Origin of the sequence: Roseovarius spongiae (assembly GCF_003651245.1) — a bacterium.
Lineage (GTDB): Bacteria > Pseudomonadota > Alphaproteobacteria > Rhodobacterales > Rhodobacteraceae > Roseovarius > Roseovarius spongiae.
Genome location: NZ_RAPE01000001.1, coordinates 227,698 through 248,115 on the forward strand (window position 1 = coordinate 227,698; position 20,418 = coordinate 248,115).

20 protein-coding genes and 1 riboswitch are annotated in these 20,418 nt (G+C 70.8%); of the genes, 12 read left to right on the top strand and 8 right to left on the bottom strand.

Going from position 1 to position 20,418, the window contains the following annotated elements:
* Nucleotides 1–44: 44 nt before the first annotated feature.
* From lspA to D6850_RS01075, 4 genes are all read right to left on the bottom strand, one after another.
* Nucleotides 45–515 (bottom strand): signal peptidase II, encoded by a 471-nt coding sequence (lspA, locus tag D6850_RS01060; protein ID WP_121163145.1) that lies wholly within the window; start codon nucleotides 513–515, stop codon nucleotides 45–47.
* A gap of 69 nt (nucleotides 516–584) precedes the next feature.
* On the bottom strand, nucleotides 585–2,174 hold the full coding sequence (gene purH, locus D6850_RS01065; protein ID WP_121163146.1) for a bifunctional phosphoribosylaminoimidazolecarboxamide formyltransferase/IMP cyclohydrolase: 1,590 nt from the start codon (nucleotides 2,172–2,174) through the stop codon (nucleotides 585–587).
* 83 nt (nucleotides 2,175–2,257) lie between these two features.
* A complete protein-coding gene (locus D6850_RS01070) occupies nucleotides 2,258–4,003 on the bottom strand; it encodes a heparinase II/III family protein (protein ID WP_121163148.1) in 1,746 nt (581 codons plus the stop codon).
* A gap of 223 nt (nucleotides 4,004–4,226) precedes the next feature.
* On the bottom strand, nucleotides 4,227–5,507 hold the full coding sequence (locus D6850_RS01075) for an RsmB/NOP family class I SAM-dependent RNA methyltransferase (protein ID WP_425452338.1): 1,281 nt from the start codon (nucleotides 5,505–5,507) through the stop codon (nucleotides 4,227–4,229).
* A gap of 64 nt (nucleotides 5,508–5,571) precedes the next feature.
* Here D6850_RS01075 and D6850_RS01080 point away from each other — a divergent pair, with 64 nt between their 5' ends.
* The 5 genes from D6850_RS01080 (at nucleotide 5,572) to D6850_RS01100 (ending at nucleotide 9,332) form a co-directional block, all read left to right on the top strand.
* On the top strand, nucleotides 5,572–5,754 hold the full coding sequence (locus D6850_RS01080; protein WP_121163149.1) for a DUF1674 domain-containing protein: 183 nt from the start codon (nucleotides 5,572–5,574) through the stop codon (nucleotides 5,752–5,754).
* Between the two features lie 33 nt (nucleotides 5,755–5,787).
* Nucleotides 5,788–5,882, top strand: a riboswitch (TPP riboswitch).
* A gap of 44 nt (nucleotides 5,883–5,926) precedes the next feature.
* Nucleotides 5,927–6,715, top strand: coding sequence for a hydroxyethylthiazole kinase (thiM, locus tag D6850_RS01085; RefSeq protein WP_121163151.1), 789 nt, complete (start codon nucleotides 5,927–5,929; stop codon nucleotides 6,713–6,715).
* Nucleotides 6,712–7,326: a thiamine phosphate synthase gene (thiE, locus tag D6850_RS01090; protein WP_121163152.1), complete on the top strand. Its 615-nt coding sequence runs from the start codon at nucleotides 6,712–6,714 to the stop codon at nucleotides 7,324–7,326. Before thiM ends, thiE begins: the two co-directional genes overlap by 4 nt.
* Nucleotides 7,323–8,132, top strand: a complete 810-nt coding sequence (thiD, locus tag D6850_RS01095) for a bifunctional hydroxymethylpyrimidine kinase/phosphomethylpyrimidine kinase (RefSeq protein WP_121164987.1) — start codon at nucleotides 7,323–7,325, stop codon at nucleotides 8,130–8,132. Before thiE ends, thiD begins: the two co-directional genes overlap by 4 nt.
* A gap of 63 nt (nucleotides 8,133–8,195) precedes the next feature.
* On the top strand, nucleotides 8,196–9,332 hold the full coding sequence (locus D6850_RS01100; RefSeq protein WP_121163153.1) for an aminotransferase class I/II-fold pyridoxal phosphate-dependent enzyme: 1,137 nt from the start codon (nucleotides 8,196–8,198) through the stop codon (nucleotides 9,330–9,332).
* Between the two features lie 10 nt (nucleotides 9,333–9,342).
* On the opposite strand, the gene D6850_RS01105 is transcribed toward D6850_RS01100, so the two are convergent.
* The gene (locus D6850_RS01105) at nucleotides 9,343–10,608 is read right to left on the bottom strand and encodes a SulP family inorganic anion transporter (protein WP_121163155.1); all 1,266 of its coding nucleotides are present in this window, start codon (nucleotides 10,606–10,608) and stop codon (nucleotides 9,343–9,345) included.
* A gap of 145 nt (nucleotides 10,609–10,753) precedes the next feature.
* Complete coding sequence (gene dapB, locus D6850_RS01110) at nucleotides 10,754–11,593, bottom strand: 4-hydroxy-tetrahydrodipicolinate reductase (RefSeq protein ID WP_121163156.1); 840 nt, start codon at nucleotides 11,591–11,593, stop codon at nucleotides 10,754–10,756.
* Between the two features lie 85 nt (nucleotides 11,594–11,678).
* Between dapB and rbfA the strand changes: the two genes are divergently transcribed.
* The 7 genes from rbfA (at nucleotide 11,679) to rpsO (ending at nucleotide 17,423) form a co-directional block, all read left to right on the top strand.
* The gene (rbfA, locus tag D6850_RS01115) at nucleotides 11,679–12,077 is read left to right on the top strand and encodes a 30S ribosome-binding factor RbfA (protein WP_121163157.1); all 399 of its coding nucleotides are present in this window, start codon (nucleotides 11,679–11,681) and stop codon (nucleotides 12,075–12,077) included.
* On the top strand, nucleotides 12,074–12,820 hold the full coding sequence (locus tag D6850_RS01120; protein ID WP_121163159.1) for a phosphodiester glycosidase family protein: 747 nt from the start codon (nucleotides 12,074–12,076) through the stop codon (nucleotides 12,818–12,820). Before rbfA ends, D6850_RS01120 begins: the two co-directional genes overlap by 4 nt.
* 51 nt (nucleotides 12,821–12,871) lie before the next feature.
* Complete coding sequence (locus D6850_RS01125; protein WP_121163161.1) at nucleotides 12,872–14,293, top strand: MATE family efflux transporter; 1,422 nt, start codon at nucleotides 12,872–12,874, stop codon at nucleotides 14,291–14,293.
* A gap of 36 nt (nucleotides 14,294–14,329) precedes the next feature.
* Nucleotides 14,330–15,241 (top strand): tRNA pseudouridine(55) synthase TruB, encoded by a 912-nt coding sequence (gene truB, locus D6850_RS01130; RefSeq protein WP_121163162.1) that lies wholly within the window; start codon nucleotides 14,330–14,332, stop codon nucleotides 15,239–15,241.
* A complete protein-coding gene (locus D6850_RS01135; RefSeq protein WP_121163163.1) occupies nucleotides 15,238–15,765 on the top strand; it encodes a DUF1643 domain-containing protein in 528 nt (175 codons plus the stop codon). Before truB ends, D6850_RS01135 begins: the two co-directional genes overlap by 4 nt.
* Before the next feature lie 83 nt (nucleotides 15,766–15,848).
* Nucleotides 15,849–16,922 carry a calcium-binding protein gene (locus D6850_RS01140; protein WP_121163165.1) on the top strand — a complete coding sequence of 358 codons (1,074 nt, stop codon included), beginning with the start codon at nucleotides 15,849–15,851 and terminating at the stop codon, nucleotides 16,920–16,922.
* 231 nt (nucleotides 16,923–17,153) lie between these two features.
* Nucleotides 17,154–17,423, top strand: a complete 270-nt coding sequence (rpsO, locus tag D6850_RS01145; protein ID WP_121163167.1) for a 30S ribosomal protein S15 — start codon at nucleotides 17,154–17,156, stop codon at nucleotides 17,421–17,423.
* Between the two features lie 191 nt (nucleotides 17,424–17,614).
* Here rpsO and D6850_RS01150 read toward each other — a convergent pair whose 3' ends face one another.
* Nucleotides 17,615–18,283: a DUF998 domain-containing protein gene (locus D6850_RS01150; protein WP_245964062.1), complete on the bottom strand. Its 669-nt coding sequence runs from the start codon at nucleotides 18,281–18,283 to the stop codon at nucleotides 17,615–17,617.
* A gap of 75 nt (nucleotides 18,284–18,358) precedes the next feature.
* Entirely contained in the window at nucleotides 18,359–20,305 is a 1,947-nt protein-coding gene (locus D6850_RS01155; protein WP_121163170.1) for an oxidoreductase, read from the bottom strand.
* Nucleotides 20,306–20,418: the final 113 nt, after the last annotated feature.

Sequence of the window (20,418 nt, forward strand, 5' to 3'; positions counted from 1 at the left end):
TCCCAAATCGTTCGAGCCCGGTGTATCGCATGATCGGCGCGAGGTCACGAGGGCTTTTTCGAGGGCGTGAAGATCACCATGCCGATCGCTCCGGCGAAGATCGCCACATCGGCCACGTTGAAGGCGTAGGGGTTGTCGAAACCGGGCAGGCCGAAGTTGAGAAAATCCGCGACCGCGCCGTAAAGCAGCCGGTCCACCACGTTGCCGAGCGCGCCGCCGACCAGCAGCCCGGCGGCGAATTTCTGCCACCACCCGCCCGGTTCGCGCCGCACCCACCACAGCACCGCGCCCGAGATCGCCAGCGCCACGCCGATCAGCGCCCAGCGCGCCACGTCCGAGTCGCCGGCCAGCAGGCCGAAGTTGATCCCGTAGTTCCACGCCATCCGCAGGTTGACCCAGGGCGGAAGCAGATCGATACGCCCCAGCGCGTCCAGCGCCATCGCATGGACGACGACGTATTTCGTCACCTGGTCGATCATGAAGGTCCAGAACGCGGTCCAGAACACCGTTTTCATCGCCTGCTCCTCCTGCGGGGTCGCGGGGCTTCTGCCAGAAGCGCCCGCCTTGCGAAAGCGAAACCCGCGTCAGTGCCGGAAATGCCGCATCCCCGTGAACACCATCGCGAGCCCGGCCTCGTCGGCGGCCTTGATCACCTCGTCGTCGCGCATCGACCCGCCCGGCTGGATCACCGCGCGCGCGCCCGCCTCCGCGGCGGCAAGAAGGCCGTCGGCGAAAGGAAAGAACGCGTCCGACGCCACGACCGAGCCTTCGGTCAGCGGCGCGGGCAGGCCGAGCGTCTCGGCCATGTCGCGGGCCTTGCGCGCGGCGATGCGGCAACTGTCGACGCGGCTCATCTGGCCCGCGCCGACGCCCACCGTCGCGCCATCCCTGGCGTAGACGATGGCGTTCGACTTCACGTGTTTCGCCACCTTCCAGGCGAAAAGCAGGTCGGCCATCTCGCGCTCGCTCGGCGCGCGCCGGGTCACGACCTTCAGATCGCCTTGCCCGACATGCCCGTTATCCTTGTCCTGCCAGAGATACCCGCCCGAAACCTGCCGGATCAACCGCGCCGCCGCGCGGGGGTCGGCCATCCCGTCGGTCAGCAGGAGCCGCAGGTTCTTCTTCTTTGCGAAAATACTCAAAGCTTGCTCGTCGGCGCCGGGCGCGATCACCACCTCGGTGAAGATCCCGGTGATCTCTTCGGCGGTTTCCGCGTCGAGCGGCCGATTCAGCGCGACGATCCCGCCGAAGGCCGAGGTCCGGTCGCAGTCATATGCCGCGCGGTAGGCGGCGCAAAGAGTGTCGGCGCGCGCCGCGCCGCAGGGGTTGGCGTGCTTGACGATGACGCAGGCGGGGCCGTCTTCGGGGGTGAACTCGCAGGCCAGTTCGAACGCGGCGTCGGTGTCGTTGATGTTGTTGTAGCTCAGATCCTTGCCCTGCGCCTGCCGGGCGGTCGCGACGCCGGGCCGCGCGGAGCCGTCGGTGTAGAACGCCGCGCGCTGGTGCGGGTTCTCGCCGTAGCGCAGTTGCTGCGCAAGCGTTCCGGCCGCGGCGCGGCGACGCGGGGCGGCGTCGCCCCGCCGCCCGGCCATCCAGCCGGAAACGGCGGCGTCGTAGGCGGCGGTGCGGGCGTAGGCGGTCATCGCCAGCCCCTGCCGGAATTCCAGCGTCGTGGCCCCGTCATGCGCCGCCATCTCGGCCAGCAGCGCGTCGTAATCCTCCACGTCCACGATCGTCGTGACGAAGCGGTGGTTCTTGGCCGCGGCGCGGATCATGGCGGGGCCGCCGATGTCGATGTTCTCGACGCAGGTGTCATAGTCCGCGCCGCGCGCGACGGTTTCCTCGAACGGGTAGAGGTTGACCACGAGCAGGTCGATCGCGCCGATGCCGTGTTCCTTCATCGCGTCAAGGTGGCCTGCGTCGTCGCGCAGCGCCAGCAGGCCGCCATGCACCATCGGGTGCAGCGTCTTGACGCGGCCGTCCATCATCTCGGGGAAGCCGGTCACCTCCGCCACGTCGCGCACCGCGAGCCCCGCGTCGCGCAGCGCGCGGGCGCTGCCGCCGGTGCTCAGCAGCTCGACGCCGCGTTCGGCCAGGGCGCGGCCCAATTCGACCAGGCCGGTCTTGTCGGAGACGGAGAGCAGGGCGCGGCGGATGGGCGTGGTGCTGGTCATGGGCGGTCCTCGGGATCTGTTGCGTGCCGCCCGCATAGCGGGTTTCCCCGGAAAGCTGAATGGCCGATTTTCGCGCGCCCGCGCTACTCCGCTTCGTCCTCCCAGGGTTTCTCTTCGGCCAGATCACGGATGGCGATCGGCGTGTCCTGCGCCTTGGAGAGCGACCAGCGGATGCGCGTCACGTGATCGCGGGCCAGGCCCGAGAGCACGATCTGCCGGGTCGCGCGGGGCTTGAGGCGCCCTTTCTCGAGATAGACGCTCGGTTGCAGCGCGATCTCCGCGCGGCCGTCATGGCGGAATACCCAGATCTCGCCCGAGCGCAGCGCGACCGAAACCGCCGCCCCGCCCATGTCGAGCGTGGCGTCGGCGTCCGGGTGCAGATGAAAATGGACCTGGTAGCCGATCCCGGCGAGCCGAACGGCGTCCATCGCCTTGTCAAAGCGCCGCCGGTCCGCGTCCCCGAGCGCGACCAGCATGTCCTCACCGGCGACGCCGCGCCCGTCGAAGGTCATCTCGAGCGTGCGCGCGTGGGTGAGGCCGAAGCGCGAGAGGTAGCCGTCATGCCCGCCTTCGAAGCGCAGCCCGTCCGAGGCGTGGCCGATCTCCACGGGGACGTGTCCGGGCCCGCCGACCAGCCATTCCTCCTGCGGGCCGGCGGGCCCGAGCCGGGCGCTCGATTCTCCGGCCACGACCAGCGTGGAATGCGAGGGCGTCGCGCGTCCGGCGCGGCGCCAGTCGGGCCCGAAGGTCGCGCCCGAGCCGCAGTTGACGATCAGCGGCCGGCGCCCCGAGGTCAGTTCGAACGCGAGCGTGGAGGCATGCGCGCCCGCCGAGGCCGCGCCGCGCGGCGGAAGGCTTGCGTCGACGATGAGCGAGCTGCGCCCGGCGCTGAGCCGCGCGAAGCCCATCGCCAGCCCCCCCGGCGCGCGCTCTTTCACGCCGCTGGTCGCCAGCGCGCTGTCGAGCCGCCCCTCGAGCCCGCGCCCGCCGCCGTGGAACCGGGCCAGCCCGCCATCGGCGTGGCGCAGCGTGCGCAACGTCGGCGCGATGCGCCGGATCGCCCGCCAATGGGCGTCGCCGGGGCTCTGGCCCGCGTCGGCCAGCGCCGTGGCGGCCCAGGTCAGCAGGGTAAACACCTCGAGCAGGTCTTCGGGGTTGCGCGTGGGCAAGAGAGCGTCCCCCGCGAGCAATGTTTCGCATTCGCGGGCCAGCGCGCGTAGGGCGGGGGCGGCGTGATCCTGCATCCCCTCGAGCGAAAGCCCCGCGTAGATCAGCCCGGTGAGCGCCTCGAACCGGGGCAGGCCCGGCGGCGCGGCGCGCCAGCGCCGCCCGAGAAACAGCGTCTGCTGCCCGAGCGAGCGGTAGAACGCATCCGATTGCGCGCGATCCTGCTTGCCCAGCAGGAAGAGCGCATGCGCGATCCAGCGGATCAGCCGCCGCCCGGTGAGCGCGGGCGTCCAGCCCGGCCCGCGGCCAGCGCCGAAGCGCTCGATCCAGTCCCAGGTCCATTGCCGCGCCGCCGCGCGGGCAGGCGCGTCGCCCGCCGCGGCGAGGTCGTCGAGCCAGGCGAAGCCCTGCAACTCGGCCTCGAAGGCGAAATCGGGCGCCGCGATGTCCCAGATCGACGTGGCGGGCGGCGCCTGCACGAGATGTCCGGCAAAGAGGAAGTTGCCCGAACAAAGCTGCCGCCCGCGGGCGAAGCTGCCGATGGTGCGCGGTTCGGGCGATGAGACGAAGGCGGTTGCGGGTCGTGCGGAGGCCGCGCGCCGCGCCTGCACGCGGTTCATGAAGCGCGTCCAGCGCGCGGTCATCGTGTCGGATCCTGCCATCGCTCGCCTCTCGGGCGCTCTTTGCGGCGCCTCATGCGGCCAGCCTACCGCGCGGGCGCGTGCAAGTCACCGGCAAAATCGGCGCGGGCGCGCGCGCGGCGCGGAAACGCCGTGCGGTGGGTGGCGCTGCGCCGCGTTGAAGCGCGCAGCCCGCCACGCCTGCGGCGCGGGTATGCGGGCCGGGAAAAAACGCCGGGTCGTGGATGGTGGCCGGGGGAGGGGGTCAGCTGCGCAAGAGCGCCATGTAGAAGCCGTCCATGCCGCCTTGCTCGGCCCAGAGGTCGGGGCGCAGGCGCAGCCCGCCTTCCTCGGTGCGCCAGCTCTGCTCAATGCCGGGCAGGGCGAGCGCGCCCGCGTCGACGCTGAGGCCGGGGTGGCGGGCGAGCGCCTCCTCGATCTGGCATTCGCCCTCGTCCGGCAGAAGCGAGCAGGTGCAGAACATCAGCCGCCCGCCGGGTTTCAACAGCGTCAGCGCATGGTCGAGCATTGCGGCCTGGAGCGCGATCAGTTCGGCGATTCCGGCGCCGTCGCGCGCGTGCGGCAGATCCGGGTGGCGGCGGATCGTGCCGGTGGCCGAACAGGGCGCGTCGAGCAGGATCGCGTCATAGGGCCCGCCCTGGTGCTCGAGCGCGTCGCCGGTGAGGCAGGTGGCCGCAAGGCCGGTGCGCGCGAGGTTCTCCTGCACGCGCTTCATGCGTGTCTCCGAGAGATCGAGCGCGGTGACCTCCGCGCCCGCGGCGGCGAGCTGCATGGTCTTGCCCCCCGGCGCCGCGCAGAGGTCGAGCACCGCCTCCCCCGGTTGCGCGGCGAGGATGCGCGCGGGAAGGGCTGCGGCGGCGTCCTGCACCCACCATGCGCCTGTCGCGTAACCGGGCAGGGCGCTGATCTGGCCCGGCTCGCGCAGGCGGATGGACCCTGTCGGCAGCAGCGCCCCCCCCCCGGTGGCGGCGGCGACCGCGTCCGCGTCGTCGCGCGCGGTAAGGTCGGTGGGGGCGCCGGCGAAATGCGCGGCTTCCATGCGCGCGACGGTCGGCGCGTCGTAGGCCGCCACCAGCGGGGCGCGCAGCCATTTGGGCAGGTGCGGGACGCGCAGCCGGTCCCATGCCGCCGGGCCGTCCGAGGCGACCTTGCGCAGCACCGCGTTCACCAGCCCCTTCATCGCCGAGAGGCGCTTGTGTCCGGCGATCAGGGTCACCGCCTCGTTCACCACGCCATGCGCGTCGCCGCCGGTGCAGAGCTCGACCGTGGCGAGGCGCAGCACGTTCATCACGTGCAGTTGCGGGGTCTTGCGCAGGTGGCGTTTCAGGACGCGGTCGGCGCGTTCCAGCCCACGCAGCGTGTCGGCGGCGAGGCGTTGCGCACGCGCGCGTTCCGCCGGGTCGAGCGCGTCGAGCGCGCCGGCGGCCAGCAGGTCCGACAGCATCCGCCCCTCGCCCAGGATCCGGTCGAGCAGGTGGACCGCGGCGCGTCTTGCGCCGGGATGTCGCGGGGCGTTGGCCATCATGAGTCCTTGCCGGGGCGTGCGCGGGGCGTATATCAACGGGGGGATCGCAAGGAAAGGGGCGCAGATGACCGAGGACGTTCGAGCGGAGTTGCCCGAAGCCGCGCGCCGCGCGCTGGCCGAGGCCGAAGAGCGCCGCCGCGCGCAGCAGCCGCGCGATCTGCCCAAGGAGCTTGGCGGGCGCAGCGAGGGGCTCGAGCCGGTGCGCTATGGCGACTGGGAGAAGAAGGGGCTGGCGGTCGATTTCTGACGCTTGACGCGCGCACGGGGCGGGCGCATATCTGGGCTGCGACGGGGGCGTCCGCGCAAGCGGGCTGAGAAGCACCCTTTGAACCTGACCCGGATCATTCCGGCGGAGGAAGTCGCGGGACCGCCGCGCCGGCACGGTCCCGCCACCACCTGCGCCGGGCAGGAGGCGAGACATGAACGACATCGGAGCCCATCTTGCGGCGATGCGGAACACCGCGCCGCTGGTGCAGAACATCACCAATTACGTCGCCATGAACGTCATGGCCAATGCGCTGCTGGCGGCGGGCGCGTCGCCCGCGATGGTGCACGCGCGCGAGGAGGCGGCGGAGTTCGCCGGGCTCGCGCAGGCGCTCAGCGTCAATATCGGCACGCTCGATCCCGACTGGGTCACAGCGATGGAGGACGCGGCGCGCGTGATGAACGACGCGGGCAAGCCCTGGGTGCTGGACCCGGTGGCGGTCGGGGCGACCGCGCTGCGCCGGGACGCGGGCGCGCGGCTTCTGGCGCTGAAGCCTTCGGTCGTGCGGGGCAACGCGTCGGAGGTCATGGCGCTGGCGGGTGCGGACGCCGCCGGGCGCGGCGCGGACGCCGCCGACGAGGTGGCGAGCGCGGAGGCCGCGGCGCGCGACATCGCCACACGCACCGGCGGGGTGGTCGCGGTGACCGGGCCGGTGGATTACGTCACCGACGGCGCAGCCGCCTACCGCATCGAAAACGGCTCCGCGATGATGCCGCGCGTGACCGCGCTCGGCTGTGCGCTGAGCGGGGTGGTGGCGGGTTTCGCCGTCGGACAGGAGCCGCTGCCGGCCACGGTCGCCGCACTCGCCTTCTACGGGCTGGCGGGCGAGGAGGCGGCGGCGCGCGCGCAGGGGCCGGGGAGCTTCCTGCCCGCCTTCATCGACGCGCTGGCGGGGGTGACGCCCGAGGCGCTCGACCGCGGGGCGAAGGTCATGGGCGCATGATCGGGCCGCTCTATTTCGTGACCGACGCGGGCGCGCCGGCGCCGGTGGCCGAGCAGGCGCTTGCCGTCGCGCGGGCGGGCGTGCGGATCGTGCAACTGCGCGACAAGACGGCGAGCGACGCCGAGATGATCGAGACGGCGCGCGCGCTGCGCGGCGCGTTGGCGCCGCTGGGAACGCGGCTCATCGTCAACGACCGGGTCGAGGTCGCGATCAAGGCGGAGGCGGACGGGCTGCATATCGGGCAGGGCGACGGCGATCCGCGCGCCATTCGCGACCGGATCGGGCATGACATGCTGCTGGGGCTGTCCATCGACGCGCTGGCGCAACTGGACGCGGTGCCGCCCGATTGCGTCGACTACCTTGGCGTCGGCCCGCTGCGCGCCACGGCGAGCAAGCCCGACCACGCCGCGCCCATCGGCTTGGATGGCGTCGCGAGGGCGGTGGCGCAGAGCGATCTGCCGGTCTTTGCCATCGGCGGCGTCACGGCCAGGGACGCGCCCGCGCTCAAGGCGACCGGCGCGGTCGGCATGGCGGTGGTTTCGGCCATATCGCGCGCGCAGGACATGGAGGCGGCGGCGCGCGCGCTCATCGACGCATGGAGGGACCCATGACGCCCAATATCCTGAGCATCGCCGGGTCCGATCCGTCGGGCGGGGCGGGAATCCAGGCGGATATCAAGGCGATCTCGGCCAATGGCGGTTACGCGATGGCGGTGCTGACGGGGCTGACCGTGCAGAACACGCAGGGCGTGCAGCGGGTCGAACTGGTCGCGCCGGGACTTATCGCCGAGCAGATCGCGGCGCTGCGCGAGGATATCCGCATAGACGCCGTGAAGATCGGAATGCTGGGCGACGCGGCGGTGATCGGCGCGGTCGCGGATGCGCTTGGCGGGCTGGAGGCGCCGATCGTGCTCGACCCCGTGATGGTGGCCAAGGGGGGCGACCGGCTGCTGGCCGATGCGGCGGTGGCGGCGCTGCGCGAGCGGCTGCTGCCGATGGCGGCGCTCATCACGCCGAACCTGCCCGAAGCCGCCGACCTTCTGGACAGGACCGAGGCGCAGAGCCGCGACGCGATGACCGAACAGGCGCGCGCGCTGCTGGCGCTGGGGCCGGAGGCGGTGCTGCTCAAGGGCGGGCACCTGGGCGGCGGGCAGAGCCCGGACCTGCTGCTGGGCGCAAATGGCGCCGAAGAGTGGTTCGAGGCCGCGCGGGTGGAGACGCGCAACACGCATGGCACGGGCTGCACGCTTTCGTCGGCGCTGGCCGCGCTGATCGGCGCAGGGTTCGATCTGCCCGAGGCGGTGCGCCGGGCCAAGGCCTATATCGGCGGCGCCATCGCCGCCGCCGACCAGCTTGGCGTCGGGTCGGGGCACGGGCCGGTGCATCACTTTCACGCGCTCTGGCGCGGGGGCGACTGACGGGCTTTCATGCGCGCCCGCCGCGGTGTAGGCAGGCGCGATCACTGACGGGAGCCTTGCCGCATGACCACCCTGCCCGATTTCCGGCTCGAGACGCATTTCGCGAAATGGGAATTCACCGCGCGCCACCACATGACCGCGTCGGACGCCGAGAGCATCGCGCTCAGCGAATTGCTGGACATGGCCACGCCCGAGGATCGCCGCGCGTTCGAGACGATGTGGCTGGGTTATACCGAAACCCGGGGCGCGCCCGACCTGCGCGCCGCGATCGCGGGCATCTACGCGGGGCAGGACGCCGATGACGTGCTCTGCTTCGCCGGGGCGAGCGAGGGGATCTTCGCGGCCAATTCCGTGCTGCTCGACCGGGACAGCCACGCGATCGTGGTGACGCCCAACTATCAGAGCCACGAAACCCTGCCGCTGGCGATCTGCGAGGCGACCGGCGTGCCGCTCGACCCGGATGAGGGCTGGTCGCTCGATATCGACCGGGTGCGGGACGCCATCCGGCCCAACACGAAGCTGGTCACGATCAATTTCCCGCACAACCCGACCGGCGCGATCCTGTCGCTGCAACGCTATCGCGCGCTGATCGAGCTGTGCCGCAAGCACGGCATCTGGATCCTGCATGACGAGATCTTTCACGGTCTGGGGCCATCGGGCGCGCGGCATCTCCCGTTCGTCGCGGACGAATACGAGCGCGGGCTGTCGCTGGGTGTCATGTCCAAGAGCTATGGCCTGCCGGGGCTGCGCATCGGCTGGATCGCCTGCCAGGACCGCGAAGTGCTGGGGCAAATGGAGCGGATGAAGCATTACCTGTCGATCTGCAACTCCGGCCCCAGCGAGCGGCTGGCGCTGATCGCCCTCAAGGCGCGCGACCGGCTGCTGGCGCGCAACAACGCCATCGTGGAGGAGAACCTGCCGAAATGGGACGCCTTCTTTGCGCGTCATCCCGGGTTGTTCGAGTGGACGCGCCCCGACGGGTCCTGCATGGGTTATCCGCGCTACCTTGGCGCGGAAGGGGTGGACGCGTTCGCGCGCCGGCTGGTCGAGGAGGCGGGCGTGCTGGTGCTGCCAAGCACGATCTATTCTTCCGATCTGGGCGAGACGCCGGAAGACCGGTTCCGGATCGGGTTCGGGCGCCGCAGGCTCGACGCGGGGCTGGCGGCGATGGAGGCGTTTGTCGGGCGCGGCCGGGGATAGCGACGCCGGTCTACCGCTCGGGCGTGGTCCAGTCCTTCTCCATCTCGACCCCGCGCCGGCGCAGGCGCAGCGCGAGGCCGACCGAGACGCCGACGCCGATGGCGACGGTGAGGTCGGCGAAGACGGTGAGCACGAGCGTGAGCAGCAGCAGCGCCCGGTCAGAGACGCGCGTGCGCATGTAGGCGCCCCAGCGGTGGGGTTCGCTCATGTTCCAGGCGGTGAGCATCAGCAGCCCCGCGAGCGCCGGCATGGCGAGATAACCCGCAAGCGGCGCCGCGAGCTGCATCACCAGCAGGATGGTGAGGGCGTGCACGATGCCGGCCACCGGCGTCTTGCCGCCCGCCCGGACGTTGGTGGCGGTGCGCGCGATCGCCCCGGTGGCGGGCAGCCCGCCAAAGAGCGAGGAGCCGATATTGGCGAAGCCCTGCGCCAGCACCTCGGCGTTGGGACGGTGTCGCCCGCCGATCATCTTGTCCGAGACCATCGCGGAGAGCAGCGATTCGATGCTGGCGAGGAACGCGATGACGAGCGCGGAGGGCAGCAGCTCGACGAGGCGCCCGACGCTGATCTCGGGCACGGCGGGCATGGGCAGCGTGGCGGGCAGCGCGCCGAAGCGCGACTGAATCGTGTCGACCGGCAGCGGGGCGAACGCGACCAGCGCCGAGGTGACGCCCACGGCGACGATCAGCCCCGGCGCCCTTGGCGCGAGACGGCGCAGCGCCACGATCATCACCATCGTCGCAAGCCCGATCGCGACCGCCCAGAGGTTGAGCGTATCGCGCCCGGCCCAGAGCGCGCCGGTCTTGGCGATGAAATCGGCGGGCGCGTCGTCCAGCGCGAGGCCGAGAAAATCCTTCACCTGGCTCATCGCGATGATGACGCCGATGCCGATGGTGAACCCGCTGATCACCGGCTCGGGCACGAAGGCGACGAGGTTGCCGGCGCGCAGCAACCCGGCGACCAGCATGATCACCCCGGCCATCAGCGTGGCCAGCACCAGCCCGTCATAGCCATGCGCCGCGATGACGCCGAAGACCACGACGATGAACGCGCCTGTCGGCCCGCCGATCTGCACCCGGCTGCCCCCCAGGGCCGAGATCAGGAAGCCCGCGACGATCGCCGTCACCAGCCCCTTCTCCGGCCCCGCGCCCGAGGCGATGGCGATGGCGAGGCTGAGCGGCAGCGCCACCATCGCCACGCTGACGCCGGCGGCCAGGTCGGCGGCGAACTGGTGGCGATCGTAGGTCTTCAGCGTGGTGAGGATCTTGGGTTTCATGGGGCGGATCTATCCGCCTTTCGCGACCGGGGATCAAGTGCGCGCGCCGCATGGACGCCACGCATTCATGGCGCCCGCTAACAGGATATTAATGCCTTCGGCGGGGATATTCGGGGCAAGAAGAAGGGGCTGACGCGGGCGCCGGTCAGGCGGAGGCGCCCCGCATCCCCAGCACATCCAGCATGTCGTATTCGCCCGGCGGGCGGCCCTGGCCCCAGAGCGCGGCCTTGAGCGCACCGCGGGCGAACACCGCGCGGTCGGTGGCGACGTGGCGCAGGGTGACGCGTTCGCCCGCGCCGGCGAAGAGCACGTCGTGTTCGCCGACGATATCGCCGCCCCGGATCGCCGTGAAGCCGATGTCGCCGCGCTTGCGCTTGCCGGTGATGCCGTCGCGGCCGCGATCCGAGGCGGCGTCGAGCGACAGGCCGCGCCCCTCGGCGGCGGCTTCGCCCAGCATGAGCGCGGTGCCCGAAGGGGCGTCGACCTTCTGGTTGTGATGCGCCTCGACGATCTCGATGTCGAAATCCTCGTCGAGTGCTGCGGCGACCTGCCGGGTGAGCTGCGTGAGCAGGTTCACGCCCATGCTCATGTTGCCGGCGCGCACGATCGCCGCGTGCCGCGCGGCGGCCTTGATCCGGCTCAGGTCCTGGGGCGCGAAGCCGGTGGTGCCGATCACGTGCACCGTGCGCGCCTGCGCGGCCAGATCCGCGAATTCGACGCTGGCCGCGGGCGCGGTGAAGTCGATCACCGCCTGCGCGTGGGCGATGACCTCGAGCGCGTCGTCGCTTACCGTCACGCCGAGGTCGCCGCCGCCCATCGCGGCGCCGACGTCCTGCCCGATCCAGTCATGCCCGGCCCGTTCGAGCGCGCCGGCAAGGCGCACGCCCCGTGTTTCTGAAATCAGCCGGATCAGCATTTGGCCCATGCGCCCCGAGGCGCCGGTGACGACGATCCCGGTGGTTCCGGGAGTTGCGGTTTCGCTCATCTGCGTTCTCCTGCTGCGGTCGCGACTCTCTTAGCGCGGGCCTGCCCGCTTGGCAAAGGCGGGCGAAAGGCTTAGATGCAGGCGCATGGCCAAGAACAAGCATCATCAGAGCGCCGGCCCCTCGCAGCGGCAGCTGCGGGTGGGTGAGTTGATCCGCCGGACCCTGTCCGACGTCCTGGCGCGTGGCGACGTGCATGACGCGGAGCTGAACCGCCTGTCGGTGACGGTGGGCGAGGTGCGCGTCTCTCCGGACCTGAAGATCGCGACCGCCTATGTGCTGCCGCTGGGCGGCGAGGGACAGGACGAGATCGTCGGGCTGCTGGCGCGCAACAAGGGCGAGCTGCGCCGCGTGATCGCCAAGAAGCTGGCGCTGAAATACGCGCCCGACCTGCGGTTCCGGCTGGACACGACATTCGATCAGATGGACGAGACGCGCCGCCTGTTCGCGCAGGACGCCGTGCAGCGCGACCTGGACGGGGAATGAGCGCGCTGCGCCGGCTCTGCGCGCTGCTGGCGCTGGCGCTGCCGCTGCCCGTCGCCGCCGCCGAATGCGGCGATGTGACCTGGGAGGGCGCGCGCTACACCATCTGCGAGGCCGACATGGCGCGCGACGAGTTGCGCCTGTTCCTGCGCGCGCCGGGCGCGGGGGCCGCGCTCGGCAGTTTTCGCAACGTGAACGAGGTGCTGGCGCGCGAGGGCGGACAGCTTGGCTTTGCGATGAACGCGGGGATGTATCACTCGGACCGCCGCCCGGTCGGCCTTTACATCGAGGACGGGCGGGAAGTGAGCGGGATCGTGGCCTCCGCCGGGCCGGGGAATTTCGGGCTGCTGCCCAACGGGGTGTTCTGCATCCGCGAGGGGCGTGCGGACGTGATGGAGACCGGGCGTTACCTGCGCGAGTCGCCCGGCTGTGCCTACGCCACGCAATCGGGGCCGATGCTGGTGATCGACGGCGCGCTGCACCCGCGGTTCCTGCGCGACAGCGACAGCCGCTATATTCGCAACGGCGTGGGCGCCTCGGAAGACGGGCGCCGCGTGGTGTTCGCGATCTCGGACGCGCCGGTCAACTTTGACAGTTTCGGGCGGTTCTTCCGCGATTACCTGGAGCTGCCGCAGGCGCTTTACCTTGACGGCAATATCTCGCGGCTGCACGCCCCGGCGCTGGGGCGCAGCGATCTCGGGCTGCCCATGGGGCCGATCGTCGGCACGGTCGCGCCCAAGGATTGATCCGGCGCGCCGGCCCGCTAGCTGGGACAGGATGAACGACCGGACCGCCCGATGAGCGCCGACCGGAGCCTGACCGACGGGCCGGTCGGCCGCGCGCTCTATTCCGTGAGCGCGCCGATGACCGTGGGGATCCTCGGCGTGTTGTCGGTGGGGCTGGCGGATGCGTTCTTTCTCGGGCGGGCGGGGACGGACGAACTGGCCGCCATCGGTTTCGTCTTTCCGGTGATCGCGACGCTCACCTCGCTCTCCATCGGGCTGTCGGCGGGAACGAGCGCGGTGATCGCGCAGGCCATCGGCGGGGGCGCGACGGGCGCGGACCAGCAGCGGCTGACGGTGCACGCGATGATGCTGGCGGCGGCGCTTTCCGGCGTGGCGGCGGTGCTGTTCTTCGCTCTGGCGCGCTGGCTGTTCATGGCGCTGGGCGCCGGGGGCGCGGTGCTTGACGCGGTGCTGGGCTATGTCGGCTACTGGTGCATCGGCTTTCCCTTCATGGTGACGGGCATGGCGCTTAACGCGCGGTTCCGCGCGGCGGGGCGCAGCGGCGTGGCGGCGACGGTGATGAGTTTCCAGGCCCTGCTGAACGTGGCGCTCGATCCGCTGTTCATCTTCGGCGCGGGGCCGTTGCCGCCGCTGGGGGCGGACGGGGCCGGCATCGCCACGACGCTGGCGCGGCTGGTCGCGTTCGCGGGCATTCTGACCTACGGGATGCGGCGTGACGTGATCCGCTTCGACTGCGCGCCGCTGCGCGGCCTCTGGCCGTCGGTGCGGCGCATCGTGCGCATCGGCGCGCCCGCCGCGCTGTCGAACGCGATCGGCCCCTTCGGCATGGCGCTGGTGACCGGGGCGATCGCCACCATCGGCGATACGGCGGTTGCGGGTTTCGGCGCGGCGACGCGGGTGCAGGGGCTGATGATGGTGCCGATGCTGGCGCTGTCCTCGGGGATCGCGCCGGTGGTCGGACAGGCATGGGGCGCGGGTCGGCAGGCGCGCGCGCAGGAGGCGGTGCGGCTCACCTTCCTGTGGTGCCTTGGCCTCGGGCTGGGCGTGGCGGTGTTGCTGACGGCGCTGGCCGGGCCCATCGCGATGGTGATGACAGCCGATGCGGGCGCGGCGCGCTATGCCGCAGCCTACCTGCGCGTGGTGAGCTGGGCGTTCTTCTGCTACGGCATCCTCATCACCGCCAATTCGGCGATGAACGCGCGGGACCGCGCGCTCTGGTCGATGGGGGTGAGCATGCTGCGCATCTTCGTCCTCTACGTTCCGATGGTCTGGGCGGGGGTGCTGACGATGGGCTATGGCGGCGTGCTGGCCGCGGCGGTGCTGGCCAATGCGCTGGGCGCGTGGGGTGCGTTGATCGCGGTGCGGGCCGTCGGGCTGCTGGCGACCGATCGCGCGGCGCTGCGCGCGCCGGCGGAGTGGGTGCTGCGGCGGCTCGGGCGCGGCCCGATTGACAGGGCGCGTCCGCTGGGCTAGCCCGCAGGCTTCATTTCCACAGACGAAGGGCCGGGCATGGCACGCAAACGCAAGGGGCGCGACATTTCGGGTTGGCTGGTGGTGGACAAGCCGGCGGGGCCGAGTTCGACCGCCATCGTGAACAAGGTGCGCTGGGCGTTGCAGGCGAAGAAGGCGGGCCACGCAGGCACGCTGGACCCGGAGGCGACCGGCGTGCTGGCCATCGCGCTCGGGGAGGCGACCAAGACGGTGCCCTTCGTGACCGACGCGCTCAAGGCGTACCGGTTCGGCGTGCGCTTCGGGCAGGCCACCAACACCGACGACGCCGAGGGCGAGGTGATCGCCGCCAGCGACGCGCGCCCCACGGATGACGAGATCAAGCAGGCGCTGCGCCCCTTCATAGGCGACATCATGCAGGTTCCGCCACGGTTCTCCGCCGTCAAGATCGACGGTGAGCGCGCCTACAAGCGCGCTCGCGAGGGCGAGGACATGGAGATCGCCGCGCGTCCGCTCTGGGTCGAGGAACTGCTGCTCACCGACCGGCCGGACGCGGACGGCGCCGTGTTCGAGATGACCTGCGGCAAGGGCGGCTATGTGCGCGCGATCGCGCGCGACCTGGGCGAGAGCCTGGGCTGCCACGCCCATGTCACCTGGCTGCGCCGCACGTGGTCCGGCCCCTTCGAGGAGGAGGACGCGATCCCGCTTTCGAGGATCGAGGATCTGGCGCAGGACCCGGCGCTGGACGAATTCCTGCTGCCGCTGGAGGTCGGCCTGAGCGAGTTGCCCGAGCTGCGCTGCACCCCGGAGGGTGCGGCCAAGCTGCGCAACGGCAACCCCGGCATGGTGCATCCCGGGGACGCGGAATATGGGGATGAATGCTGGGCCTCGCTCGACGGGCGGGCGGTCGCGGTCGGTATTTACAAGGCGGGCGCGCTGCACCCGAGCCGGGTGTTCGCGGCCCCCGCATGATCGAACGCACGCACATCAAGGGCGACGCGCCCTCGACCGCGGTCTATTCGGATTGCGAGCGGTATCGCTACCTGCTGACCCGCGTGTGGAACCCCGAGGGGCGGCGGGTGCTCTTCGTCATGCTGAATCCTTCGACGGCGACCGAGGTGCAGAACGATCCCACGGTCGAGCGCTGCGAGCGGCGGGCGCGGGCGCTGGGCTTTGGCGGGTTTCGCGTGACCAACATCTTCGCCTGGCGCGACACCGATCCGCGCGCGATGCGCGCCGCCGCCGATCCGGTGGGGCCGGATAACGACGCGGCCATTGTCGAGAGTTGTGGCTGGGCGGACGTGATCGTCGCGGCCTGGGGCGCGCATGGCGCGCATCTAAACCGCGGCGCAGAGGTCGAGGCGCTGCTGCGCGGCACGGGCCGCGCCGTGCATCACCTGGGGCTGACCAAGGCGGGTCATCCGAAACATCCCCTCTACATCGCCTATGCCCAGCAGCCAGAACCCTGGCTGCCCGGCGCCGTGGGCGCAAGCTGACGTTAACCACCTCCCCCGGTTTTCGTTGATCCCAAACCCCGCGTGGCGGCACACTGGCGCGGGGTAATGTGTGGATTGGTGGTATGCTGCTATTGGCGGGACTGGTGGGTATGATGGCGGTCGGTTCGCTGGCCTTCGTCGGTATGTCGGAGGACGAGGAGGACGACGCCGACGCGGAGTGCGCCGAGGAGACCCCGACCGAAGAACATGAGACCGGCGCGGAGGGGCAGGGCGTCATCGATTTCGCGGGCCGCGGCGACGCGCCGCGCGCAGCCGATCCCGAAGAGCGCGACGCCGGGGCGGACCCGGAGGCGGAAGAAGGCACAAGCGCGGGCGCCGAAGACACGATCGGCGCGCCCGACGGACCGGACGTCGCCGCGGACCCGGAGAGTGAAGACGCCGACGCCACCGGCGCGCCCGGCCCCGACCGGATGCGCGGCGGCGACGGTCCCGACCGGATCGAGGGCGGCGCGGGCGATGACGAGCTGCTGGGCGGAGCGGGCGATGACAGCCTGTCGGGAGGCGACGGCGACGATACGCTGAACGGCGGTGAAGATGACGACGCGCTCACGGGGGGCGCGGGGCTCGATACGCTTTACGGCAATGTGGGCGACGACGTGATGGAGGGCGGCGCGGGCGATGACAGCCTGCATGGCGGCGCGGGGGACGATACGCTTGCGGGCGATGATGGCGACGACGCGCTGCATGGCGGGCTTGGCGATGATGCGCTCGACAGCGGGGCGGGGCGGGACACGCTCTTTGGCGGCTGGGGGGATGATACGCTTTCCGGGCTGGGCGATGGCGCGGATTTCCTGAACGGCGGCGGCGGGGACGACATGATCACCGCCGGGGCGGGCGATATGGTGACTGGCGGCGAGGGTGCGGACACAGTGGCGCTGGGCGACTGGCTGAACGGAGAGCACCAGGCGCAGATTCTCGATTTCGCCACCGAGGAGGACAACCTGATGGTGATCTTCGACGATATCGCCGATCCCGACCCGGAGGTCGCGATCGAACGGGACGAGGACGACGCGAATATCCGCCATCTCGTGCTGAACGGCGCGCGGATCGCGGCGGTGCACGGCGCGCCGGGGCTGACGCTCGGCCACGTCACGCTGATGGGGCAGAGCGTTCTCGCGGAAGGCGCGGCGGCCTGACGCGATCCGCGCGCCGCGGCCTTGGCGACATGCGCTTGATCGAGGTTGCGAGCGCGCAAGCGGAATGCCCTAGCGGTTGTCGTCTTGGACGCCTGGCGCGAATCGGCTTTTCTTCGCGCGCCGGCTGGCCTATACGCGCCCGGTGTTCCGGCGCGCCCGGAGCATTTCCATGGACCTTGCTGGACGACATCCCGGCTTGCGCCCGCAACCTCTGACCCCAAGGAGACCCCGATGTCGATTACTGTCGAAGAAAAGCAACGCCTGATGAAGGAATTCGCGACCAAGGAAGGCGACACCGGTTCGCCCGAGGTTCAGGTCGCCATCCTCACCTCGCGGATTTCCACGCTGACCGAACATTTCAAGACCCACAAGAAAGACAACCACGGCCGCCGTGGCCTTCTGATGATGGTCGCCCAGCGCCGCAAGCTGCTGGACTATCTCAAGAAGAAAGACGAACCGCGCTACCGCGTCCTGATCGCCAAGCTCGGCATCCGCCGCTGACGCAGGGCCGCAATTCGCGGCGCCCGTGACGACGGAAAATTGGGGAAACGCCCGCTCGGATGGAGCGGGCGTTTCGTGTTTCATGGCGGTCTGTCGCGGCCCGGCGGGCAGGCGTTATGGCGCCGCCCCATGAGACATCATCGAGCGGTTCCGCATCGACGTGAACGCCTGCGCGACAGTCTGAAGAACCGTCACGCTTGCCTTTCGGCGCGGATCAAGCGGCCCGCGCCGATGAACACCGTGCAGAGCGTGACAATCATCGCCGCCGCGATCACGCCGAGCGCGCGTTCGTACAGGCCGTCTATGCCCGTGGGCAGAAAGAAAAAAACCGGCGCGGTACACCCCCAGAGGAGTCCGAGTCCGATAAGGACACGCCGCACGCGGGAATGGTGGTGCGGCAGCGCCCACGCCATGCAGAGCGGCATGGCCAGAAACAGCAGGCCGAGCGCGTAGACAAGGTAGCTATGGATCACCACGCCATCGCTATCGGAATCGCCGTATTCGTTCCGCGCCCCGACGATTATCACGATCCCGGCAAGGATCGCGAGGCAGAAGATACCGGTGGACCAGGCTCCGCCACCCGGATGTAGATGCGCAGCGCCAAGCGCCGTGGCGAACAGTCCGACCGAAAAGCCGTAGAGCGCGATATCCATCGCGATCTCGCTACGCCCGGCGGCAAGATCGCTGATGGTGTCCGAAATCCAGTCATGGTTCGGCACGAGAAAGGCCGCGACAACCGCGCCGGCGATAAGCGCGGCGCAGCCACAGATCCCCATCCAACCGAGTGTGATGAGAAGGCGTGACTGTAACATGTTGTCCGGTAACCCGTGGGATCGGTCATGCGCCACGTCGTGCTCCATCGCTATGCAATCGCAGAGCTTAACTCGCGGCGATGCCGGATCGTTCCGCGCCCGATTTTAACCCGTTCGCCCCGTTCAGATCGCCCGCGCCGCCATCGCGCCCTCGGCGAAGGCTTCCTCGGCGGTGCGCGGCGCCAGCGCGTCGCCGATCAGGCGCCAGTCGCGGCCCGAAGCGGCGGCCGCTTCTTGGAGCTCGGTCACGGCCAACCGCCCGTCCCAGGCGACGATCAGATCGATGGGCTCAACCGCCACTTCGCGCAGGGAATAGACGTTTTCGAGCGTCGCGCCGCCACCCTCAATGCGCAGCAGGTCGTGATTGGGGTGGAAGGTCGCGCCTGCCGACAACAGCCGTTCATAGAGCGGCACGCGGCGCACGATGTCGAGGTCTTCGGCCACGGCGGGCTGCGGCGTGACGATATCGAGCATCAGCCCCATGTCGTTCGCCGCCTCCATCGCGCCCGCGCCTATGATGCCGCCCGCGCGGTCCCAGACCAGCGCGCGCTGCGCCGCGCCGGCGCCGTTCTCGATCAGCGCGTGGGGGGTGACCACGGGGACCGATCCGTCGCTGTCGATCTCGGGGGGCAGGGGCAGCGCGCCGGTGGCCAGCACGATGGCGTCGGCGTCGAGCGCGTCGATCTCCGCCGCCTCGATCCGCCGGCCCAGCTCCATCCTGACCTGCAGGCGTTCGAGCACCTGCCGGCGCCAGTCGATGGCCTTCTGGAATTCCTTCCAGGTGGGGATCGAGGCGCGCAGCATGAACTGCCCGCCAAGATGCGGCTGCGCCTCGTAGAGCGTGACGCGGTGGCCGCGCTCGGCCGCGACGCGCGCCGCCTCGAGCCCGCCGGGACCGGCGCCGATCACCGCCACCTTGCGCGGCGCTTTGGCCGGCGTGGCGGGGCCCCAGTCATGTTCGCGCGCCGCCTCGGGGTTGTGCAGGCAGCGGATCGGTCCGCCGGCGAGCGCGCGCTTGATGCACACGTTTGCGCCGACGCAGGGGCGGATCTCGGCGGCTTTGCCGGTCCTGACTTTCGCGACGATCTCGGGGTCGGCAATATGGGCGCGGGTCATGCCGACCATGTCCGCGCGGCCCTCCGCTACGATCCGCTCGGCCAGCGCCGGGTCGGTGATGCGCCCGGTGGTGAAGACCGGCAGCGATACGACCTGTTTGACCTGCGCGGCGAGGTCGACGAACAGCCCGTGCGGCGCGGGCGTGGGCGGCCAGTGCGTCGTGCGGTGCAGGCGGTCCATGTTGTGCCCGGCGATCACGTTGAGATAATCGAGATGCCCGGTCGCCTCGAGCATCGGGGCGATCTCGCGCATCTGGGTGATATCGATGCCGCCCTCGATGAATTCGTCGCCGGGCACGCGCATCCCGACGATGAGATCGGGGCCGGCCGCTTCGCGCACCGCCTGCGCCACCTCGATCAGGAAGCGCAGCCGGTTCTCGAGCGAGCCGCCGTAACGGTCGCCGCGCGTGTTGGTGGCGGGCGAGAGGAAATTCGCCAGCAGCAGGCCGAAGGCGGCGAGGATCTCGATCCCGTCCATGCCGCCGGCGCGCGCGCGCCCCGCCGCCGCCCCGAAGGCGGCGACCATTTCGTCGATCTCGGGGATGGTCATCTCGTGCGCCTGCACGCGGGCGAGTTCGGACGCCTTGCCGCTGACCCCCCAGAGGGGCGCGCCGGGGGCCGTGTCGCCCAGCGTCGGCCCGTAATGCGCAAGCTGGGCGAGGATCGCGCCGCCTTCCTCGTGAACGGCGTCGGACACCATGCGGTAGCCCTCGATCACCCGGTCGTCCACATTGGCGAGCGCGCGCCCGCCCCGCCCGCTCGAGGCGTGGACCGGCGCGGCGCCGGTGATCTGCAACCCCGCCCCGCCGCGCGCGCGTTCGCGGTGATAGGCGGCGTAGGCCTCGCGCGGGACGCCGTCGACGGAAAGGCCGGGCACATGCGCCGTCACCAGAACCCGGTTGCGCAGGGTACGCGGGCCGACGGTGAGGGGGGAAAGCAGATGATCGAAACCCATGGGATTCTCCTGTCGTGGCGCGATCTGCGCAGGATGCGCAGCGAACGCCCGGGCAGGCAAGCCCCCGGGCCGGCGATCAATTCACCGTGCGACAATCAACACATGTGCGGCGC